14 protein-coding genes are annotated in these 19,851 nt (G+C 44.4%); 7 read left to right on the top strand and 7 right to left on the bottom strand.

Features of this window, described 5'->3' with window-relative positions:
- Positions 1 to 107: 107 nt before the first annotated feature.
- Positions 108 to 2,561, bottom strand: a complete 2,454-nt coding sequence (locus R7P72_RS05255; protein ID WP_213906952.1) for a glycogen/starch/alpha-glucan phosphorylase — start codon at positions 2,559 to 2,561, stop codon at positions 108 to 110.
- A 734-nt stretch (positions 2,562 to 3,295) separates the two neighbouring features.
- Here R7P72_RS05255 and malT point away from each other — a divergent pair.
- From malT to sstT, 7 genes are all read left to right on the top strand, one after another.
- The gene (gene malT / locus R7P72_RS05250) at positions 3,296 to 6,004 is read left to right on the top strand and encodes an HTH-type transcriptional regulator MalT (RefSeq protein WP_005374834.1); all 2,709 of its coding nucleotides are present in this window, start codon (positions 3,296 to 3,298) and stop codon (positions 6,002 to 6,004) included.
- A gap of 578 nt (positions 6,005 to 6,582) precedes the next feature.
- Entirely contained in the window at positions 6,583 to 7,500 is a 918-nt protein-coding gene (locus tag R7P72_RS05245) for a DUF368 domain-containing protein (protein ID WP_206953128.1), read from the top strand.
- Between the two features lie 235 nt (positions 7,501 to 7,735).
- Complete coding sequence (locus tag R7P72_RS05240; protein ID WP_065646150.1) at positions 7,736 to 8,161, top strand: hypothetical protein; 426 nt, start codon at positions 7,736 to 7,738, stop codon at positions 8,159 to 8,161.
- Positions 8,162 to 8,170: 9 nt separating this feature from the next.
- Positions 8,171 to 8,785, top strand: a complete 615-nt coding sequence (locus R7P72_RS05235; protein ID WP_006740812.1) for an SCO family protein — start codon at positions 8,171 to 8,173, stop codon at positions 8,783 to 8,785.
- Positions 8,775 to 9,083 (top strand): PTS transporter subunit EIIB, encoded by a 309-nt coding sequence (locus tag R7P72_RS05230; protein WP_213906953.1) that lies wholly within the window; start codon positions 8,775 to 8,777, stop codon positions 9,081 to 9,083. The genes R7P72_RS05235 and R7P72_RS05230 overlap by 11 nt, the downstream gene beginning before the upstream one ends.
- Positions 9,084 to 9,358: 275 nt before the next feature.
- Complete coding sequence (gene rsgA, locus R7P72_RS05225; RefSeq protein ID WP_213906954.1) at positions 9,359 to 10,435, top strand: ribosome small subunit-dependent GTPase A; 1,077 nt, start codon at positions 9,359 to 9,361, stop codon at positions 10,433 to 10,435.
- A 356-nt stretch (positions 10,436 to 10,791) separates the two neighbouring features.
- Positions 10,792 to 12,009, top strand: a complete 1,218-nt coding sequence (sstT, locus tag R7P72_RS05220) for a serine/threonine transporter SstT (RefSeq protein WP_005374821.1) — start codon at positions 10,792 to 10,794, stop codon at positions 12,007 to 12,009.
- 65 nt (positions 12,010 to 12,074) lie between these two features.
- On the opposite strand, the gene pdxY is transcribed toward sstT, so the two are convergent.
- From pdxY to R7P72_RS05190, 6 genes are all read right to left on the bottom strand, one after another.
- Entirely contained in the window at positions 12,075 to 12,944 is an 870-nt protein-coding gene (pdxY, locus tag R7P72_RS05215; RefSeq protein ID WP_213962302.1) for a pyridoxal kinase PdxY, read from the bottom strand.
- 101 nt (positions 12,945 to 13,045) lie between these two features.
- On the bottom strand, positions 13,046 to 13,234 hold the full coding sequence (locus R7P72_RS05210; protein ID WP_017634469.1) for an AbrB/MazE/SpoVT family DNA-binding domain-containing protein: 189 nt from the start codon (positions 13,232 to 13,234) through the stop codon (positions 13,046 to 13,048).
- A gap of 147 nt (positions 13,235 to 13,381) precedes the next feature.
- Positions 13,382 to 14,692 (bottom strand): putrescine-ornithine antiporter, encoded by a 1,311-nt coding sequence (potE, locus tag R7P72_RS05205; RefSeq protein WP_005374814.1) that lies wholly within the window; start codon positions 14,690 to 14,692, stop codon positions 13,382 to 13,384.
- Between the two features lie 61 nt (positions 14,693 to 14,753).
- Positions 14,754 to 16,934, bottom strand: a complete 2,181-nt coding sequence (gene speF, locus R7P72_RS05200; RefSeq protein WP_176311362.1) for an ornithine decarboxylase SpeF — start codon at positions 16,932 to 16,934, stop codon at positions 14,754 to 14,756.
- 410 nt (positions 16,935 to 17,344) lie between these two features.
- Positions 17,345 to 17,791 carry a helix-turn-helix transcriptional regulator gene (locus R7P72_RS05195; RefSeq protein ID WP_005374797.1) on the bottom strand — a complete coding sequence of 149 codons (447 nt, stop codon included), beginning with the start codon at positions 17,789 to 17,791 and terminating at the stop codon, positions 17,345 to 17,347.
- A gap of 536 nt (positions 17,792 to 18,327) precedes the next feature.
- The gene (locus R7P72_RS05190) at positions 18,328 to 19,524 is read right to left on the bottom strand and encodes a tetratricopeptide repeat protein (protein WP_033906656.1); all 1,197 of its coding nucleotides are present in this window, start codon (positions 19,522 to 19,524) and stop codon (positions 18,328 to 18,330) included.
- Positions 19,525 to 19,851: the final 327 nt, after the last annotated feature.

Below are 19,851 nucleotides of genomic sequence, written 5' to 3'. Positions count from 1 at the left end.
GAAGGTAATACCAACACCTTCCATGTAGGGTTTTATTGTTATCAATAACTTCTTTTGGAAAATGACCAAAGGTAGCGCTTGGCTACCTTGGTCTTAACTAGGTTCTATTAGCGTTTCACCGCTTCAAGTTTCCAGATATTGTTCACGTAGTCGCGGATTGAGCGGTCTGACGTGAACTTGCCAACAAGGGCGGTATTAAGAATGGCCTTCTTCGCCCAGCCAGCTTGATCTTTATATTGTTCGCTCATGTCTTCGTGCGCTTTCACGTAAGATGCAAAGTCCGCAAGACATAAGTACGGGTCACCGCCGTCTAGTAGGCTGTCGTATGTGGCACGCAGTAAGCCCGGTTGACCTGGAGTGAATTCTTCACCCAGTAGTAGGTCCATGGACGCTTTGAGTAAGTGATCCGCATTGTAGTAATCAAATGGGTTATAACCTTGAGCTTTCAGCGCTTTCACACCTTCAACATCTAGACCGAAGATATAGATGTTCTCATCGCCTACTTCCTCACGAATCTCAACGTTTGCACCATCCATTGTACCGATAGTTAGCGCACCGTTTAGCGCCATCTTCATGTTACCTGTACCTGATGCTTCTTTACCCGCTAGCGAGATTTGTTGAGAAACGTCAGCCGCAGGGATAATGATTTCAGCCATGCTCACGCGGTAGTCAGGAATGAAGACCACTTTCAGCTTGTTGCCGATGCGAGGGTCGTTGTTCACTTTCTCAGCAATCTTGTTAATAGCGAAAATGATTTCTTTCGCTAGGTGGTAACCCGGTGCTGCTTTTGCTGCGAAGAACACAACGCGTGGCGTACACTCAAAACCTGGTTCATTAAGAATACGGTGGTACAGAGACAGTACGTGTAGCAAGTCTAGATGCTGACGTTTGTACTCGTGCAGACGCTTGATTTGAACATCGAAGATTGCATTAGTATCGAGCTCGATACCCATGTTCTCTTTCACCCAAGTTGCTAGGCGTTCTTTGTTCTCTTTCTTCACTGCCATGAATTCTTTTTGGAATGTCGCGTCAGTAGCGTACTTCGCAATACCTTCAAGTTGCTCTAGTTTCGCTGGCCATTCTGGACCGACTTTCTCAGTGATAAGCTGAGACAGACCTGGGTTACAGAACTTCAACCAGCGACGTGGCGTAATACCGTTCGTTACGTTGTGTAGACGTGTCGGGTACATTTCGTGGAACTCTGGGAATAGGTCTTTCTTAACCAATTCAGAGTGAAGTGCTGCTACACCGTTTACTGCGTAAGAGCCGATTACACATAGGTTTGCCATGCGAACCATGCGGTGGAAACCTTCTTCGATGATAGAAAGCTTCTGTTGCTTCGCGACATCACCCGGCCACATTGCACGTACGTCTTGTAGGAAGCGGTGGTTGATCTCGTAAATGATCTCCATATGACGTGGTAGCAGGTGCTGGATTAGCGACTCTGGCCATGTCTCTAGTGCTTCTGGAAGTAGCGTGTGGTTGGTGTACGCAAATGTCTTAGAGCTGATTTCCCAAGCAGCTTCCCAAGCTAAACCTTTTTCATCCATCAGGATGCGCATTAGTTCAGGAATCGCAATCGTTGGGTGCGTATCGTTAAGCTGGATAGTCTCTTGCTTAGGTAGATCCGCTAGCGAGTAGCCCACAGCTTCGTGGCGACGTAGGATGTCACGTACAGACGCTGCTGAGTGGAAGTACTGCTGCATTAGACGCAGTGTTTTACCTTTCTCGTGGTTGTCGTTCGGGTAAAGCACTTTAGTGATGTTACCTGCGTCGATCAGTGCGTGCTGAGCTTCGAAGTAATCACCATTGTTAAAGCTTGCTAGTGAAAATGGTGCAATCGCCTGACATTCCCAAAGACGTAGCGGGTAAACCGTGTCTGATTCGTAACCCACAATTGGAAGATCCCAAGGCATTGCTCTTACTGTCATGCCTGGTACCCATTTGCGAACCTCTTTACCGTTCTCGTTAATCACTTCAACGTGACCGTAGAAACCGATCTCTTGCGCAAGTTCTGGACGCGCAATTTCCCAAGGGTAGCCTTCTACACCGCGCCATGCGTCAGGTGCTTCTTGCTGGCGACCATCTTTGAATGACTGTTTAAATAGACCGTATTCGTAATGTAAACCATAGCCGACAGTTGGGAATTCTTGTGCCGCACATGAATCCATGAAACACGCAGCCAGACGACCAAGGCCACCGTTACCCAATGATGGGTCGCGCTCTTCTTCTAGCAGATCAGTTAGGTTGTAACCTAGTTCAGCCATTGCTTCTGTTACTTGTTCGTACAGACCCATGCTGATTAGGTTGTTACCAGTCAAACGACCGATAAGGAATTCTAGCGAAAGGTAGTTAACGCTCTTCGCACTTTTAATGCGTGGATCTTCTTCTGTCGCAAGCAAATCTAGAGTAGTAAATTCAGCCAGAGCATGCCCCATTGCTAGGTACCATGCGCGGCTGTCTGCGTTTTCAATCGTATGAGCGTAAGTTACAGATAGGTGTTTCTTTACGCTTTCTTGGAACGACTTCTTGTCAAATTGTTTTTGTTGAGTAGGTTTCATTACGAAATTCTCACGTCTTTTGGTAATTCATCTGCCATACATCGTGCATTTACCTCTGTGAATAAACATCCTCCTAATTCTCATCCTTTGAAGGAGGAGGGCTGAGGGCGTAGAGGGGGTACCATTGCTAGGTTAGTGATCCAAATCTCAACAAAGTGAACTTTGCACCAGTTCTTAGTGATTTTGATCACAATGGAATGTGAGAAAGGTTAAAACCCGTTCATGACGCTTTTTATAGTCCACTCATCTGATGATGTGAAAATTGTAATATCGGTCACATTAACTCGGTCAGCGTAGAAGAACTTTTCGTAATCTATGTGCAACGCGATCTTAACGCTAACGAAACAAACGATATTTAAGTGACGACAATCACAAATAAAGGGCGTAGTTGATGGTAAATCCATCAACCCTTGAGAATTAGGAAGTGGATCAAAGTAACGAACATTTCTGATGTCGTAACATCCCACTCAGCTCACAGGATTGTACGCTTTTTATACAAACTAGAATTAGGCGATGTGAGTTATTTCTAGTTTTCGCTAGCTTTTATATCTAAGTGACCGTATGGAATGGTTTTTCAGACGGACGCAAGCCCCAACAGTAGCGACATTATCCGGCATTCAAACAGTGTTTTTGATGCTGATGACATCATTCAGTAAGACGGCTTTCAAGGGGGCTTTACTAGAATGATCACGTTGCTGTCATTTGGGTATACATAAATAAGGACATAACTACTAATGTGGATTCCATCTAAGCTTACTCGACCAGGACGCCTGCACAATGCCATCGTGCGCCCACGAGTGTTGGACTTACTACAGCAAGCGCCTTACTACAAATTGGTTTTATTCCGCTCCCCAGCAGGTTACGGAAAAACAACAATGGCAGCGCAGTGGCTATCCGATAAGCCAAACGTCGGTTGGTACAGCATTGATGACAGCGATAACGACGGCTTTCGCTTTGTAAACTATCTGCTTCAAGCATTAAACAAAGCCACCAACTTCAGTTGCGCTAACGCACAAAAACTGGCGGAAAAACGTCAGATCTCGTCTTTACGCTCCCTATTTAGCGAAGTATTCGCTGAAATGGCTGACTTTCATCAAGAGTGCTACGTGGTACTTGATGACTACCATTTAATCACGAATGATGAAATCCATGAATCCATGCGTTTCTTCTTAAAGCACATGCCAGACAACCTCACCGTTGTGGTAACCAGTCGTGCAGCGCCGCCTCTGGGCACTGCAAACTTACGTGTTCGTGATTTAATGATCGAAATCGGCAACGAGATGTTGGCGTTCGATACCGAAGAAACGACTCGCTTCTTTAATCAGCGTATTGCCGATGGCATCGACGAAGACATGGCAAACAGCCTCAGAACCTATGTTGAAGGTTGGCCATCGGCGATGCAGTTGATCGCATTACAAGCCCAACATCAAAACCGCACATTGGCACAAACTGTAGAGTCGGTATCGCAGTTCAATCACGCGCACTTGTGGGATTACTTGGTCGAAGAAGTGTTTGACTTACTCGATCACGAAACTCGTCACTTTTTAATGCAAGTATCCGTGCTTGACCACTTCAATGATGAGCTAGTGTTTGCCCTTACCCAACGCGAAGATGCACTGGGAATGATTGAATCGCTTAACCGTTACGGCTTATTCATTTATCCGCTCGAAGGGGAACAGAACTGGTTCCGGTTCCATAACTTATTTGGCGAGTTTTTATCTCATGAGCGCCAAGCTCGTATTCCTCAGCAAGAAAAAGATCTCCACCGCAATGCTGCTATCGCTTGGTTACAACAAAAAGCACCACACCAAGCGATTCATCATGCACAAAAATCGAATGATAAGGACTTAGTGGTAGAGATCCTAAACGAATTCGGCTGGAAGATGTTTAACCAAGGCGAACTCAGCACACTGGAAAGCTCAATTAACAAGTTGGACGATGATCTGTTGTTCAGCCACCCAAAACTTACGATGCTCCGAGCATGGTTGGCTCAAAGTCAGCATCGTTATAACCAAGTGGGCCACCTGCTTGAAGAAGCGGAAGAGGAACACAAAAAGCGTAACATTGCGTTAGATATTCATTATCAAGGTCAAGCAAACGCGTTGCTTGCTCAAGTGGCTATCAACAGTAACCAGCCAGAAAAAGCTCTCGAATTAGCGGAGTTAGCGCTTAGCCAACTTGATAACACAATTTACCGTAGCCGAATTGTGGCGACTTCGGTTGTTGGTGAAGTTAACCACGTGCTAGGTAAACTAGACCGTGCTTTGCCAATGATGCAACAAACTGAAAAGCTAGCTCGTCAGTACCAGGTATATCACCAAGCGTTATGGGCAATATTGCAGCAAAGCGAGATTTTAATTGCACAAGGTTACGTGCAAGCTGCCTTTGAACTACAAGATTCCGCATTCCGTCTGATTGAAGATCAGCAGCTTCAGCATGTTCCTCTTCATGAATTTTTGCTGCGTATTCGCGCGCAAGTACTTTGGTGCTGGAACCGACTTGATGAAGCGGAAGAATGCGCGTACAAAGGTCTGCAAATTCTCGAAAACCATTCACCAAGCAAGCACTTACATAGCTATTCGATGTTGGCGCGTATTGCGATTGGACGCGGTGAATTAGACAAAGCCGGTAAATTCATTGAGCACATCCAACACTTGATGAAACAGTCGACTTACCACGTAGATTGGACTGCAAACGCTTCACTATCGTTGATTCTATTTTGGCAAGCGCGTGGGAATACCGATGCAATGCAAGAATGGCTCAACACTGCGGTTCGTCCTGAATCGGCATGCAACCACTTTTCTCAATTGCAATGGCGTAACATTGCTCGCGCCCACATTAACTTAGGCCAATATACCGACGCTCGTGCTGCGTTAGATTTTCTCCAAGGTGAAGCTCGTCGCACTAACCTAATCACAGATACTAATCGCAACTTAGTGGTTGAAGCAGTCCTTTCTGCTCGCCAAAAAGATGAGGAGCAAGCCAAGGCTCTGTTAAAAGAAGCATTAGTAATGACGAACCAAACTGGCATGGTCGGAAACTTCCTGATTGATGGTGCAACCATTGGCGGTCTGCTGGAGAAGTTGAGCCTCCGCCATGAACTGGGCGATCTTGAGCGTCACCGTGCTCAACAGTTAATGAAGGACATTTCATCGAATCAACGTAGCCGGTCGATTCACTTTGATGAAGACTTTATTGAAAAGTTGGTGAATCACCCTAATGTGCCAGAGCTAGTACGTACCAGCCCATTAACACAACGCGAATGGCAGGTTCTGGGGCTGATTTATTCAGGCTTTAGTAACGAGCAAATCGCACAAGAGCTGGATGTGGCAGGTACGACAATTAAAACCCACATTCGCAACCTGTACCAAAAGCTTAATATTGCTAATCGTAAAGAAGCCATTGTGACAGCTGAAAATTTGCTACAGTTAATGGGATACTGAACTGCTAGATAAACGGGTTAAAACGTAAAGTAAAACACAAGGGTTGACGTAACACGTCAGCCCTTTTTTATGACTGACAGAAAGAGAAGTGCAATTTGCAAAGCACGTAAGTAACGTTGTTCATATAAAAAAATAGCCAACCGCAATAATCGCGATTGGCTTATATTTAGTGTGAACAAATTGTATTCACTAACAACGTCAGTTGGCTAGGTGACCCTCGGCTTAAGAAGGGTCGAGCAGTATTATGCATTAATCATGCCAAAATGCAAAGACTTATTTTTGGGCACAAGATCTCATATAAGCTGGATTTATTCACGCGCAAATTATCAAAATGCAATTCTATAATGCAAATTGCAATTGCATAATGCAACCAAGATTGATAATTGATAGTAGAGTTAATCATCTCAAAAATGTAAACCAAGCATTAAAAGCTCGTTACGGCGGCATTGTCTCTTGGCGGGTAATAAAGATAGGCAACAGATTGGATATAAAGCCAAGTAGTTACAGCACTATTTCATACTTTTTTCATCGCAATGTTTGTATACTCTCTGCCATCGAAACGACTTAGCATTAGAGCAATGAACTACTTAATTACTTTCTTCAAGGGAATCGCCATGGGTGCAGCAGATGTGGTACCTGGTGTATCTGGCGGCACCATCGCGTTTATCACTGGTATTTACGATACGCTGCTTGAAAGCATTCGACGCATTAACCCCTCACTTTTCTCTACCTGGCGAAAAGAAGGGTTTAAAGCCGCGTTTAATCACATCAACGGATTCTTCCTAATCGCTCTGTTTGCCGGTATTTTCACCAGCATTGCTACGCTAGCAAAGTTGATCACTTGGCTTCTTGACACACACCCCATCCCACTTTGGTCATTTTTCTTTGGTCTGATTTTGGTATCGGTCTATCACATTATTCGTCAGGTTGAACAACGTGATCTTATCCGCTTTGTGACTCTACTTGTTGGTGTCGGGTTTGCTTACAGCATCACCGTGCTTAAACCTCTGCACATGGAACCAACGGCCATTAACACATTGTTCGCTGGTGCTATCGCGATTTGCGCGATGATCTTACCGGGCATCTCTGGCAGCTTTATCTTGTTATTGATTGGGATGTATGCGCCAGTATTAGCCGCCGTGAAAGGTTTCCAAGTCGATACATTGGCGCTGTTTTTGTCAGGTTGTGTGATTGGTTTGCTGTCCTTTTCGCACCTATTGTCGTGGTTACTACGCAAGTTCCGCGATTTCACTCTGATGTTTTTGACTGGATTAATGATTGGTACGTTGCCAAAGATTTGGCCTTGGAAAGAAACCATCACTTGGCGCACCAATTCAAAGGGTGAGCAAGTGCCCTTGCTACAGCACAACCTATCACCATTTGAATTTGAACACGTGACATCACAACCTTCTCAGTTAGTGCTTGCCGTTGTGATGATGCTTGCTGCCATTGCGCTGGTTTTGAGCCTCGAAAAATTTGCAGATTCAGACAAGTAACTGCGGTATCAAATCAATACGGAATCAACAAACAAGAACGGAGCCAATTGGCTTCGTTCTTGTTTGTTGGCTAAGAGAAAATCTTTATGGGTTTGATTCAACACCCCCTACACCGCGCGGTTATTTTGATCTCTGTCATCGAGGCACAACGCACAATTTATCTAGGCCACGAGTTGGCGAATGACGCTTCTGTGCTACGATGCAGGTAATGTTAAGTGATAAATGCTGAACCTTAATGAAAGTGTTACAAATCGCCGCTGTTTCAGCCGCACTGGTTGCGGGATTTTATGCCCCAACTTTACTAAAAAGCTTTTCTTCATCCACTCCGATCAAACCGATAGATGAATATTGCTTTCTCTCTACTGCCTCGTGCGTTCAAGAGAATGTTACGATGACGCTCAACGCAGATACTGCTCAACCCTTGGTACCCACTACTCTGAATGTTGAGTGGCACACAAGCGATGCTGAGCAACTAGTCCTAAGCCTTTCAGGAAGAGAAATGGAGATGGGAGAACCCAAGTTTTTACTGAAGCAAGTCGCTTCCGGTCGATATCAAGGTGACATCATTCTGCCGGTTTGCACTCAAGACGCCATGACCTGGGTTGGTGAACTCAGTGATGGAGAGAATACCGTTTACCCTGCTATAAAAATGCAAAGATAAGGAATCGTTATGAGCCGCAATTGGTCCCTATTTCTCGTAGTTGCTTTCGCCCTCGGGTTTGGCGTAAAAAGCTATTTAGATAATCAGAAAACGAAGCCAGAGCAAGTGGATAGTTCCACCTCTCAACAGACGGTATTGTTTGGGGAAAATAACCAAGCCGTCAATATCTTCGATGTGAATGACCCTCGCATTCGAGTCGTCTATTTTGGCTTTACTCGCTGCCCAGATGTTTGCCCAACTTCGCTTGCTATGCTAGCAGGAGCCCTAAATCAGATCGATGAAGCGCAAAAAGCGCAACTGCGCCCAATGTTCATTTCTTTAGATCCAGAGCGTGATGAGGCCGATGCCTCGGCGAAATATGCCCATTACTTCCATCCAATGATTGAAGGCCTATCGGCACCGCTTGATGTAACCACACCTTTGGCACACAACTATGGTGTTATTTTCCGAAAAACCGAATTGGAAGGCTCGGAGCTCAAATACACGCTTGATCACAGCTCTTACTTTTACTTCTTGAAGCCGGATGGCACGTTAATCACCAAGGTACCGCATACACTCTCGCCGGCACCGATTGTTGAAGCCATTTCAAAACTGACGACTGAAGGCTCCTCAAATGACAGTTAAGTCAGTGCTGAAACAGTTTTTCAGTTTCCTAACTCAAACCAACCCCAATGTCGAACAAGACGTCGATACGATCATTGACGCCATTGGGGGGATAGAAAACCTGCTAGAAACTGGAGCATGCGCGACTCGGCTGCGTCTTACCCTTAGAACGACGTCCATCATCGATAAAAATGCACTCAAAAATCATGGCGCGCATGGCGTCGTGATACTGGATGAGCGTCATGCCCAAATCATATACGGCTTAAAAGCCAACACGTATTCGCAGATAATGGAAGAGCGCATCAACAAACAAAGCTAATATTTTCGCAGTATAGCTACCCTCTAAGAAAAAGGGCGGCTATACTCTCTTGGCTTAATTAATTCACTTACTTATTAACCAACGAAGAGGACACATGATGATTGTATTGAATAACACTAACTGGGCATCGCAAGGGTAACCCTAACCGCACCTATTACGTGGCATAGCCACAACTCCCCTTCTCTGCCCGGTCTTCACCGGGGTCAACTCTATCCGAATTAGACCCTAATGCGATTTGTATTAAGGCGCTTTTTTGCGTCTGGGATAATTCAACAATGAATCAAACACATACTTTTTGTGACACATTAGTTTCAACTTCAAACCCTCTAAAACAATTGGGTTGGAAACCATTTTTTCAGCAACAACTGACATTAGACGATTACGACAACACTATCTTTGCTCGTGTGATTGCGCACCACCGAAGTGGTTATTTATTGGCAACAGAAACTGGGCAAGTTCATCTTAATGCCCACCATTCTTTACCCAACATGACCGTCGGAGACTGGGTAATCTTAAATGAAGATCAGCAATTTGTTCGCCTACTGGATCGCTTGAGCCTCTTTAGCCGCAAAGCCGCTGGCAGCAAAGTGGCAGAGCAACTCATCGCAGCCAATGTGGATACAGTGTTTATCGTCTGTTCCCTTAACGACGACTTCAATTTAAGTCGTATTGAACGTTATCTTGCCTTGGCTCATGAAGCCGAAGTCGACCCCGTCATCGTGCTTTCCAAAGCCGATTTGTGTGACAATACTGATGAACTAAAAAGCCAAGTACAGAAGCTCGACCCTCTATTAGCGATAGAGACAGTCAACGGCTTAGAAATAGAGAGTGCTTCTAAACTCATGACCTGGTGCAAAGAAGGACAAACCCTCGCTTTTATCGGTTCTTCAGGCGTTGGCAAATCAACTCTTGTTAATGCATTACTCGGGCAACAAGAACAGGCAACTGGGCATATTCGTGAAGACGATAGCAAAGGGCGACATACAACTACATCGCGCTCTATCCATCTATTACCTGATGGCGGCATCTTGATTGATACTCCGGGAATGCGCGAGCTTCAACTAGCAGATTGTGAATCGGGGGTCAGTGAGGCATTTTCTGATATTGAGGCTCTCGCTCAGCGTTGTCGCTTTGGTGATTGCCAGCATCAAACTGAGCCGGGTTGCGCAATTCAAACTGCGATTGAAAATGGCAAACTGGAAGTTCGTCGTTTCAATAACTATCAAAAACTATTGCGAGAACAAGCCTTTAACGGTGCGACTTTGGCAGAGCAACGAGCTCAAAGTCGACAGTTCGGGAAACTCACTCGAAATGCCATGAGTGATAAGCGCAGGCGCCAACAAAGTTATTAATTTGTTGCGTTTGAGTTGTCAATAAAATCAAAGGAGACGAAAGTCTCCTTTTTAACAACTTTATTAAAAACCATTACTCATAACTAATGATAATTTTCAACATAAAAATCTTATTTAAATAACATTGAGCAAACATTTAATCCAAAAACAAACTAAAACTAGACACAAAATATTACCAAGCTAAGATATGTGATATTCAGCAAGAAAATGGCTGAATTTATAAAAACAGGATAATTGATAATCATGTGTCTTAGTGACCAGAAGCAATGCTCACCCCTTGCAATACAAGGGCATTATCGCCGTGTAATGATGGACTATTGCCCTGCCACTCTGGCATAAAATTGCAGGAATGATGTATGCAACACAACAGCCTCGTTGCCCGATATGCTCGTGGTAACCTCGTCGTCCAGATCCTTGTCGGTATCGTCTTTGGTATTTTGCTCGCGACAATTTCTCCAAGCCATGCCGAAAGCGCGGGATTAATTGGTAGCCTTTTTGTCGGTGCGCTTAAAGCGATCGCGCCAATTCTTGTGTTTATTTTGGTTGCCGCTTCAATTGCAAACCAAAAGAAAAACCAACACACTTACATGCGCCCAATCGTTGTACTGTACCTGATGGGTACATTCTTCGCGGCGCTATCAGCAGTGGTTCTAAGCTTCCTTTTCCCGACCAATTTAACGCTTGTCACCGGCGCTGAAGGTGCAACGCCTCCTCAAGGTATTGCTGAAATTCTACGCACATTGTTGTTTAAACTGGTCGACAACCCAGTAAATGCACTAGTAGAAGCAAACTACATCGGCATTCTTGCTTGGGGTGTGGGTCTGGGTCTTGCACTACACCACGCATCGGCAACAACGAAGGCCGTATTTGAAGATCTAAGCCACAGCGTGTCTCACATTGTGCGCTTTATCATTCGTCTTGCACCATTTGGTATCTTTGGCTTGGTTGCTTCAACGTTTGCGACAACGGGCTTTAGCGCACTAGCAAGCTACGCACACCTTCTGGCGGTTCTTCTTGGCGCAATGATGATCATCGCACTCGTTGTAAATCCAGCGATCGTGTTCGTTAAAACCAAACAAAACCCTTACCCACTTGTATTCCGTTGTCTACGTGAAAGTGGTGTAACTGCGTTCTTCACTCGTTCAAGTGCGGCGAATATTCCAGTAAACATGGCACTATGTGAGAAACTAAAACTGGACGAGGATACATACTCAGTATCTATCCCTCTAGGTGCGACCATCAACATGGCTGGTGCTGCAATCACTATCACAACACTAACGCTTGCAGCTGTGCACACTATGGGTATCGAAGTTGATCTACTGACTGCGCTACTTCTAAGTATTGTAGCTGCGGTTTCTGCATGCGGCGCATCAGGTGTTGCAGGTGGCTCTCTACTACTTATCCCACTTGCGTGTGGCCTGTTTGGTATCTCAAACGACGTAGCAATGCAGGTTGTAGCGGTTGGCTTCATTATCGGTGTGATTCAAGACTCTGCAGAAACTGCGCTAAACAGCTCAACAGACGTTGTCTTTACAGCAGCAGTTTGTAAATCAGAGCAGCAAAAAGCTCAGTAAGACTGACAGAACAAATAGAAAGGGGAGCCGATGATGGCTCCCCTTTTTTGTTTAATTGCGCTCAATTACGCGGTGACCAGAGCCACTTCTTCAATCAGGAAGTGTTTGCTTGGTTCAACAAACTCTTGCTGCGCAGCAATAGTTTGCAGTTCCCACTCACCCGCATGGTACGTTGCACTCAACACCCCGTAACACGCGTCGTGACAATGTTGGAAAGCTTGTTTAGGAGACCAGCCTTTTAAGAGTCCCGCGGTAAAGATAGCTGAAATAAGATCGCCCACGCCAACAGGTTGTTTAGCAAACTCAAATTGAGGACGCTTCGCAAGGTAAATGCCTTCTTGCGTAGCCAATAGCATGTTGAAGCTGCCATTTTCTAGGCAGTAAAGGTGCTTAACTAGCACCACTTTTGGACCTTTCTCTAGCGCACGTTGGCATGCGGTGATCGCATCGTCTAGTGAGTGGATTTCCATCTCAGCAAATTGACTTAGCTCGAATTGGTTCGGAACGATCACGTCCGCCATTGGCATCAAACGCGTTAGAAGATTTTCAGCAATGCCCGGAGCCACAATACAGCCTTTGTCTGGCGCGCCCATCACAGGGTCGCAAACATAAAGTGCGTTCGGGTTCGCTTGCTTCACTTTCGTCACGGTATCTTCAACAACAAGACACTGCTCTGCGCTACCTTGGTAGCCCGTCAATACCGCTTGGCACTTTTCCAATGCACCGATGTTACCAAGGCCACGAACTAACTCGCTGATGTCTTCAGCCGCAAACGCTCGCCCAGTCCAGCCTTCTTGATACTGCGTGTGGTTAGAAAATTGAACGGTATGAATCGGCCATACTTCGAAACCCATGCGTTGCATTGGGAAAACGGCACTGCTGTTACCAGCATGACCAAAAGAAACATGAGATTGTATAGAGAGGATACCTTGCATAGTACCTTACCTCTTATTGTAGTTATCGATAGTTCAAAGACAGCGGCAAGCGCCAGTTTTGCGAAACCAGTAGTGTATCCGACAAACCAAGATTCTCTAACTCAATTCTCCTCAATATCTTCAGAGTAAGTTGGCGCGCTGGTTTTCAACACCATCTTCTTAATTTCCATTTTGTCTTTATTCAGTGCGATTTCTAGGGTATCTCCTTCCCTTATCCCGAGCTGAGCTAGGATTACGCTTGGAATGACTACGGCGGTGTCGTCACCGATTTTAACAGGTTGACTTATCATCTTTCGTCCTCCAAATGTCGAAAATGAGTTTTCACGTCATTGGATGTCTAGCCTCAAATACATTAAGCTGACTTGGATTTGGCGTAAATGCCTAAAAACAAAGAGCCTTCCACACCGCGTTTGGGAAGGCTCTTTCTGTATTATTTTTTAATTTGCTAAAGGCTCATGCTTCGCAGCAATCAGACCGTAAGCACTCCAGCCTAGGAAGGTTACGATAGAGCCCCACATCATCGCTTCGTAGCCGGAGCCGTAAAGCGCATAGAAGCTGTACAGAGAGCCAATCAGAGCGATAACGTTGGTGGTTTTCATCTCGCGCTCTGGCACGTGCGCCACTTGCTGCATAATAAAGATTGCGCCCATACATAAGATGTAAGGAATAACGTTTGTTACTACCGCTAGGTTAACCAGTGCTTCGAACTGCTCGTTCAGCGTTGGAGAAATCGTCATTAGAGACAATACTGATTGGATGATAGTAATCGCGATCATACCTTTGATCGGTGTGCCGCGTTTGTCCACTTGAGAGAACAATTTAGGGAAGAAGCCCGCGTCAGAAGACGATTTGAACACTGACGCGATAGTGAATTGCCAACCCAATAGAGAGCCCGCACAAGCCAATACCGCCATACCCGCAACCACTTTACCAGCAGCAGAACCTAGCATCACTGTCCATACGGTTGAGAATGGCGCTGTAGAAGCGGCAAGCTCAGAGTTTGCAACGATACCAGAACAGATGTTTGTCGATACAATGTAAACCACAGCCGCGATTAGCGTACCGCCTAGCACTGCGATTGGTACGTTCTTCTCTGGGTTTTCTACCGCTTCAGAGTTCGCACAAGCTGATTCAAGACCAAGGAATGCCCATAGAGTCATCGCAATAGAAGCACTCACCGCTTCACCAAATGGCAAGCTGTGTGGGTTCCAAGCTTCAATGTACATGGTTGGGTTAAACCAGAACCAACCAACAATACCCAATGAACACACTGGTAGGATTACGCCCCACACGGTGAATGTACCAATTTGACCTGTGATTTTCGCACCACCGAAGTTAGCGAAAGTACAAATCCAAAGAATGGCGATGGTGTACAAACAGGTTTCGACCGGAGATAGGGTCACTTCAAAGAATGCGGAGCCGTAACCCACACAGGTAATCGCGATCGCAATATTCGCAATAAGGAGCGACAAACCGTAAGTCCAGCCCGCCATAAACGCACCCGATTTACCGAATGCGTAAGACGCGTAACCGTTCATACCGCCGTCTCGTTTACTAAAGCGACCACATTTTGCAAACACATAAGCCAACGCCAAAGAGCCCGCAGCCGTGATCAGCCAAGACAACACTGAAATGGTACCCACTTGCGCCAGTTTACTTGGCAGCATGATAATACCGGAGCCAGCCATATTGATGAACGTCAGAATGGTTAACTGCACCACCGACATTTTTTTAGTTTCAGTACTCATAAATTATTCTCCACGAATAAGCGGTTCGCACCGACGCCGGAGCGTGGTGCGAACGGGTAGATTAATCTTTTAGGACATAACAATGTGCGGTAGTGCGACCGTTAACATCTTCAAGGTACACACCTTGAATTTCTGGCGCGAAGCCTGGGAAGCGGTTAATGCCTTCTTCTAGAGATAGGAAGTAATCCACCACCTGTTGAGTCCAGACTTCACCAGTGATCACACAGATAATGCCTGGAGGGTAAGGAAGTGCACCTTCAGCGGCTACGCGGCCCACGGCCTCTTTAAGTGGTAGGTAATTGCATTCACCACGGAAGTATTTGCGTGTTGCTACGTCAGGTTTGTGAACCATTTGTGGGAAGTACTCGCTGCGGAACATCGCTTTTTGTAACTGTTTCACGTTCAGCTCTTTGTACATGTCATGCATTTCCTGACATAGCTGACGGATGGTGTAGCCACGGTAGCGTTCTTTATTCGCTTCGTAGACGCTTGGAAGTACGATACTTAAAGGGGCATCATCACGGATGAATTTTTCGAATCGGTTAATTTGAGCCACAAGGTGACGGATCTTACCCATATCTTCCGCAGGAGTGAGTAGGAACAAGATAGAGTTCAAGTCGCACTTTTCAGGGATGATGCCATTTTCACGAAGGAAGTTCGCTAAAAGCGTTGCAGGAATACCAAAGTCTGCGTAGCTGCCATCTTCAGCAATACCTGCTGTGGTTAGTAGCAATTTACATGGGTCAACGAAGTATTGACCTTCACCGTACCCCTCGAATTTGTGCCAGCTTGCGTTTGGCTCAAACATGAAGAATTTCTTGTTCGTTGCGATCACGTCAGTGTCGTAGCTGCCCCAAGGTTGGCCTTCGACTTCATCTGGAATGAACGGACGAATCAATTCACAACTCTTAAGGATTTCTTTACGCGCTTCGATACCTGTCTTAACCGCATCGCGCCATAAACGCAGACCTGCTTCGCCGTCGTGGATCTTCGCGTTCACATCAAGCGCAGAGAACAGTGCGTAGAATGGTGAAGTCGATGCGTGCATCATAAACGCGTTGTTAAAGCGTTTGTGGTTACAGTAACGAGCTTGACCTTTGATATGGCGGTCTTTTTTGTGGATTTGCGATGTTTGAGAGAAGCCAGCTTGTTGTTTGTGAACAGACTGAGTCACGATCACACCTGCGTCTTCTGGTTTCAAATCCAGCAGCAGTGGTGAACAGTCTTTCATCATCGGGATGAACTGCTCGTAACCAACCCATGCAGAGTCAAACAGGATGTAGTCACAAAGGTGACCTATCTTATCCATTACGTAGCGAGCGTTGTAGATAGTACCGTCATAAGTACCAAGTTGGATAATAGCAAGACGGAAAGGACGTTCATCGCGTGCACGTTCTGGATCCACTTTCGCGATTTGAGCACGAATGTACTCTTCATCGAAACAGTGCTCATCCATACCACCGATGAAGCCCCAAGGGTTACGCGCCGTTTCTAGGTAAACTGGCATACCACCCGCTTGGATTAACGCACCGTGGTGGTTCGATTTGTGGTTGTTACGGTCGAACAGTACCAAATCACCTTCAGTTACCAGCGCGTTACAGACTACTTTGTTTGAAGCAGAAGTGCCGTTAAGTACGAAGTAAGTTTTGTCCGCGTTAAATACTTTTGCAGCGTGCGCTTGCGCTTGGTGTGCAGAACCTTCGTGGATCAGCAAGTCACCTAAATCCACGTCCGCATTACACAAGTCACTACGGAACAGGTTTTCGCCGAAGAAATCGTAGAACTGTTTACCAGCTGGGTGTTTTTTGAAGAACTGACCACCTTGGTGTCCCGGACAGTCAAACGCTGAGTTACCCATCTCAACGTAGTGCGTTAATTGCTTGAAGAAAGGAGGAAGCAGACGACATTCGTACTTGGTTACTGCTTCGTTGATTTGACGACAGTAGTACTCAATAGATTGTCTTTCTAAATCGATAACGCCAGTTAGCCAAACGTAATCTTCTGCCGAAACTGGGTTTTCATCCGTTACTAAGAAAACTGGAATACCGTAACCCGTTTCGGAAATCATTTTATGCAGACCTGCTTTAATGTCTGCTGAAGTAATAATAGCCGCACCAACGTCGGTTAATTCAACTTGCTCTAAAGGTTGTAAATGACGATTAAATTGTTCATCTAAAGATTCAGCTAATAAACTGAAGTCTTCTGGCATGTAATTACTAACACCTATAATTAAACTTTTCATTTGGAATATCTCTTTCTTGTTCTTTAAAATTGACAAGTACAGATATTACAAACGAAAACGATATTTAAAATTCAAAAAACAAATTTCGTGATTAAATTTTCACATTTAAAAGACTTATTTCCTCGAATTAAAATTTCGCGACCTTCATCACTTTCCAATTGATAGTCCAATGATATTTAAACCAGAATTAAAAGGAAAAATAATTAAAAATTGTGTGACCACAACCATTATTGTTATAAATAAAATATCAATAAAATAATTTTTTGAGATTTACATCACTATATAATTATTAGGAATGTATTATTAGGGATGATAAATATTTTAATTTTAACTAAATTTAAACATATAATAAAAAAGCCATCAACACATGTATTGATGGCTTTTTACTTTAGGTGCAAAGGAAACACAATTCAATTAAATAAATGACTATCTAGTTTGACTCCATCATTCGACCATTGCTGATAACGTTTTACAGACATGCCTGACGAGTACATAGTGTGTTTACAATCCATGCACTCGACAAAATACAAGCCACTCATGCCAGCCATAACGTGTAGTCTACGGCTATCGCAACGCTTACAGGACAAGCGTTTTACTTTGGTATTGACGTCAATACGACGAGCAAAGTTTAACGTTTCATGAGAACATAAAGCATCAACAGCACTATCTTTAAATGGATGTTCACTCAACAAGTAATTAATGGCGTAATCATACACCGGGGGGATTGAAGATTTTCCACTTTCAATATTACTTATTTTAGCGACGGAAACACCTAATAAAGAAGCGAACTCAGCCTTACTGTACTCTAAGATAAACCTTGAAGAGATAAATTTATCTGCACTAATGATTCTCAACATACACAAATCTCTAATATAAATAAAACAGAGATAAAAAATCATCTCTATTTATTATGAAACATGTAATGAAAAAGTTACTTCCTAGTGTAATTCTGCATATTAACTATGCTATTTTATTTTTACGTTATCTTGCGCCTAATTAATCATAAAATCAATAATCGACACCTAAATATAAAAGAACAATTTAAGATTTATAATACATTTTTTAATTTACATTATTAGATAAAGTAATGAGTACTATTCACCTATAAATAGGGGCATCAAGTATTGCTCTTCAATCATTATTACTATCAATTGAAAAGGCTTGATCTAAGCCCAATAGCGGAAGTAAATAAAGAGGGAAAAACCTCTTTTTTAAGGTAAACAGATCCCACCTTAGTTAAGTACTAAAAATATGTTGAAAAATCGCATAAATAGTATGCACATCAGTAAAATGACTGCTTAAGTAAGTTTACATTCTGTTGTCGTGACTGATATAGATACTGGCAAAAGAGCAAAAGAAAAGCCTCAATCTTGAGGCTTCTGGATAAGATAGGTTATGGCTGAAGGAAGTTTTGAGTGAAATCGAGCGCATCTTTAGAGAGTTTTTTTTCGTTGGGCGATGTGCTTGCCTGGTCTTCTGCTGTTACCGTTGTCATCTTAGGCTGAAAATCTAGTGTTGATGTCTCCTCCCAAGCTTCGGAGGCGTCTTTATTCTCATCATTCAACACCGCATTGAGCTCCTCTTCCGCAGGAAAATACGCTTCGCGTTTGTACACTTTGTTAAGGGCTCGAATAATAGAGTGCTTTCTAACCATTCCTGAGGCCAGCTTTCTTTGCAACGGCTTCGCTATGGACTGCAATCCAACGACAACATCAACACCAATATTGGTTGCCACTTCATCACGCAACGTACGTGCAGGTTGGTAGCCCATATTAGCAGCAAGAAACAGCCAAACGTAAGCAATTGCATTACCCGTTTTACCTTTATCCTTCCACGCTTCGCCAGCATGATACATCGCTTTAGCACTGCCACCTTCCGCGGCCCGTTCCAGCCAGTAGCAACCTTTAACCATGCTTTTTTCTGTACCAATGCCATTTAGGTAACATAAGCCGACTTGGATTTTGCCATCCGCACTGTCTTTTTCCGCCGCTTTCATAAACCAGTAAAGCGCATCTGCACTGCGTCCTGCACTATTGTCTGGTGAAAGCTGCCATTCCCCCATATAAATCATGGCATCAATGCAGCCTTCTTCGGCGGCAGTTTCAATCAGTTGGTTACCTTTTGGGATATTTTTTTCAGTTCCGCGACCAAAGACCAAGGCCTTGCCCGTCGAAAATTTCGCTTCGGTATCCCCTTCCATTCCCGCAATTGCGGTACGCCAGAAGTTTGCCTGCTCTTTTAAAATCACATCTTCGCGCATGCGTTCACTTAAGCGAACAATGCCGTACATCCCCGTCACATTGTCCAGTTTAGCGGCTTTATCATACCAATACAGCGCTTGACGAATGTTGTCCTTTTCGGCTTCTTTCGCTAGAAATAAAATGGTGGGGATATGCCCGGTTTCTGCTTTGAACTCTCGCTCTTTACGCTCTTGCTCTCGCGCTTTATGCATCGCCTTTCGATAAGCGGCTTCGCGAGCTTTCCTCTCTGCCTCGAGTCTCTGTTTCCGCATCGACAACGAGATCATCCACACAAATATCAGGACGAGTGAAAGGCCAGTTGCCGCAATGGCAATGCCCATACTACTCATAAATAGCCTCTTTTGGTTTCAGGGCCCAATTCAACTCCCTTTCAGGGAAATCTTATGATTACGCGCCGACATAACGCCGACTACCTTCATTATATAACGACCACTTAGCGAAAATCTGAAGCTTGCGAAGACTTAATGGCGGTATTTTATTCAACATCACTGCAACTTATTTTTAAAAGAAAAATATAGCCCTCATTTTTATAGAACTTAATCACGGTTTTGGGGCTGAGACATTCTCATCCCCTATCATCCCCCCTTACTCATCCCATAAAAATTTACATTTTAATGATGTGCAGAATCTCTCACTATGCGCCTATTTTATTATTT

The organism is Vibrio sp. Vb0888, assembly GCF_033338835.1.
GTDB lineage: Bacteria > Pseudomonadota > Gammaproteobacteria > Enterobacterales > Vibrionaceae > Vibrio > Vibrio alginolyticus.
This window is presented reverse-complemented; position numbering and strand designations above follow the sequence as displayed.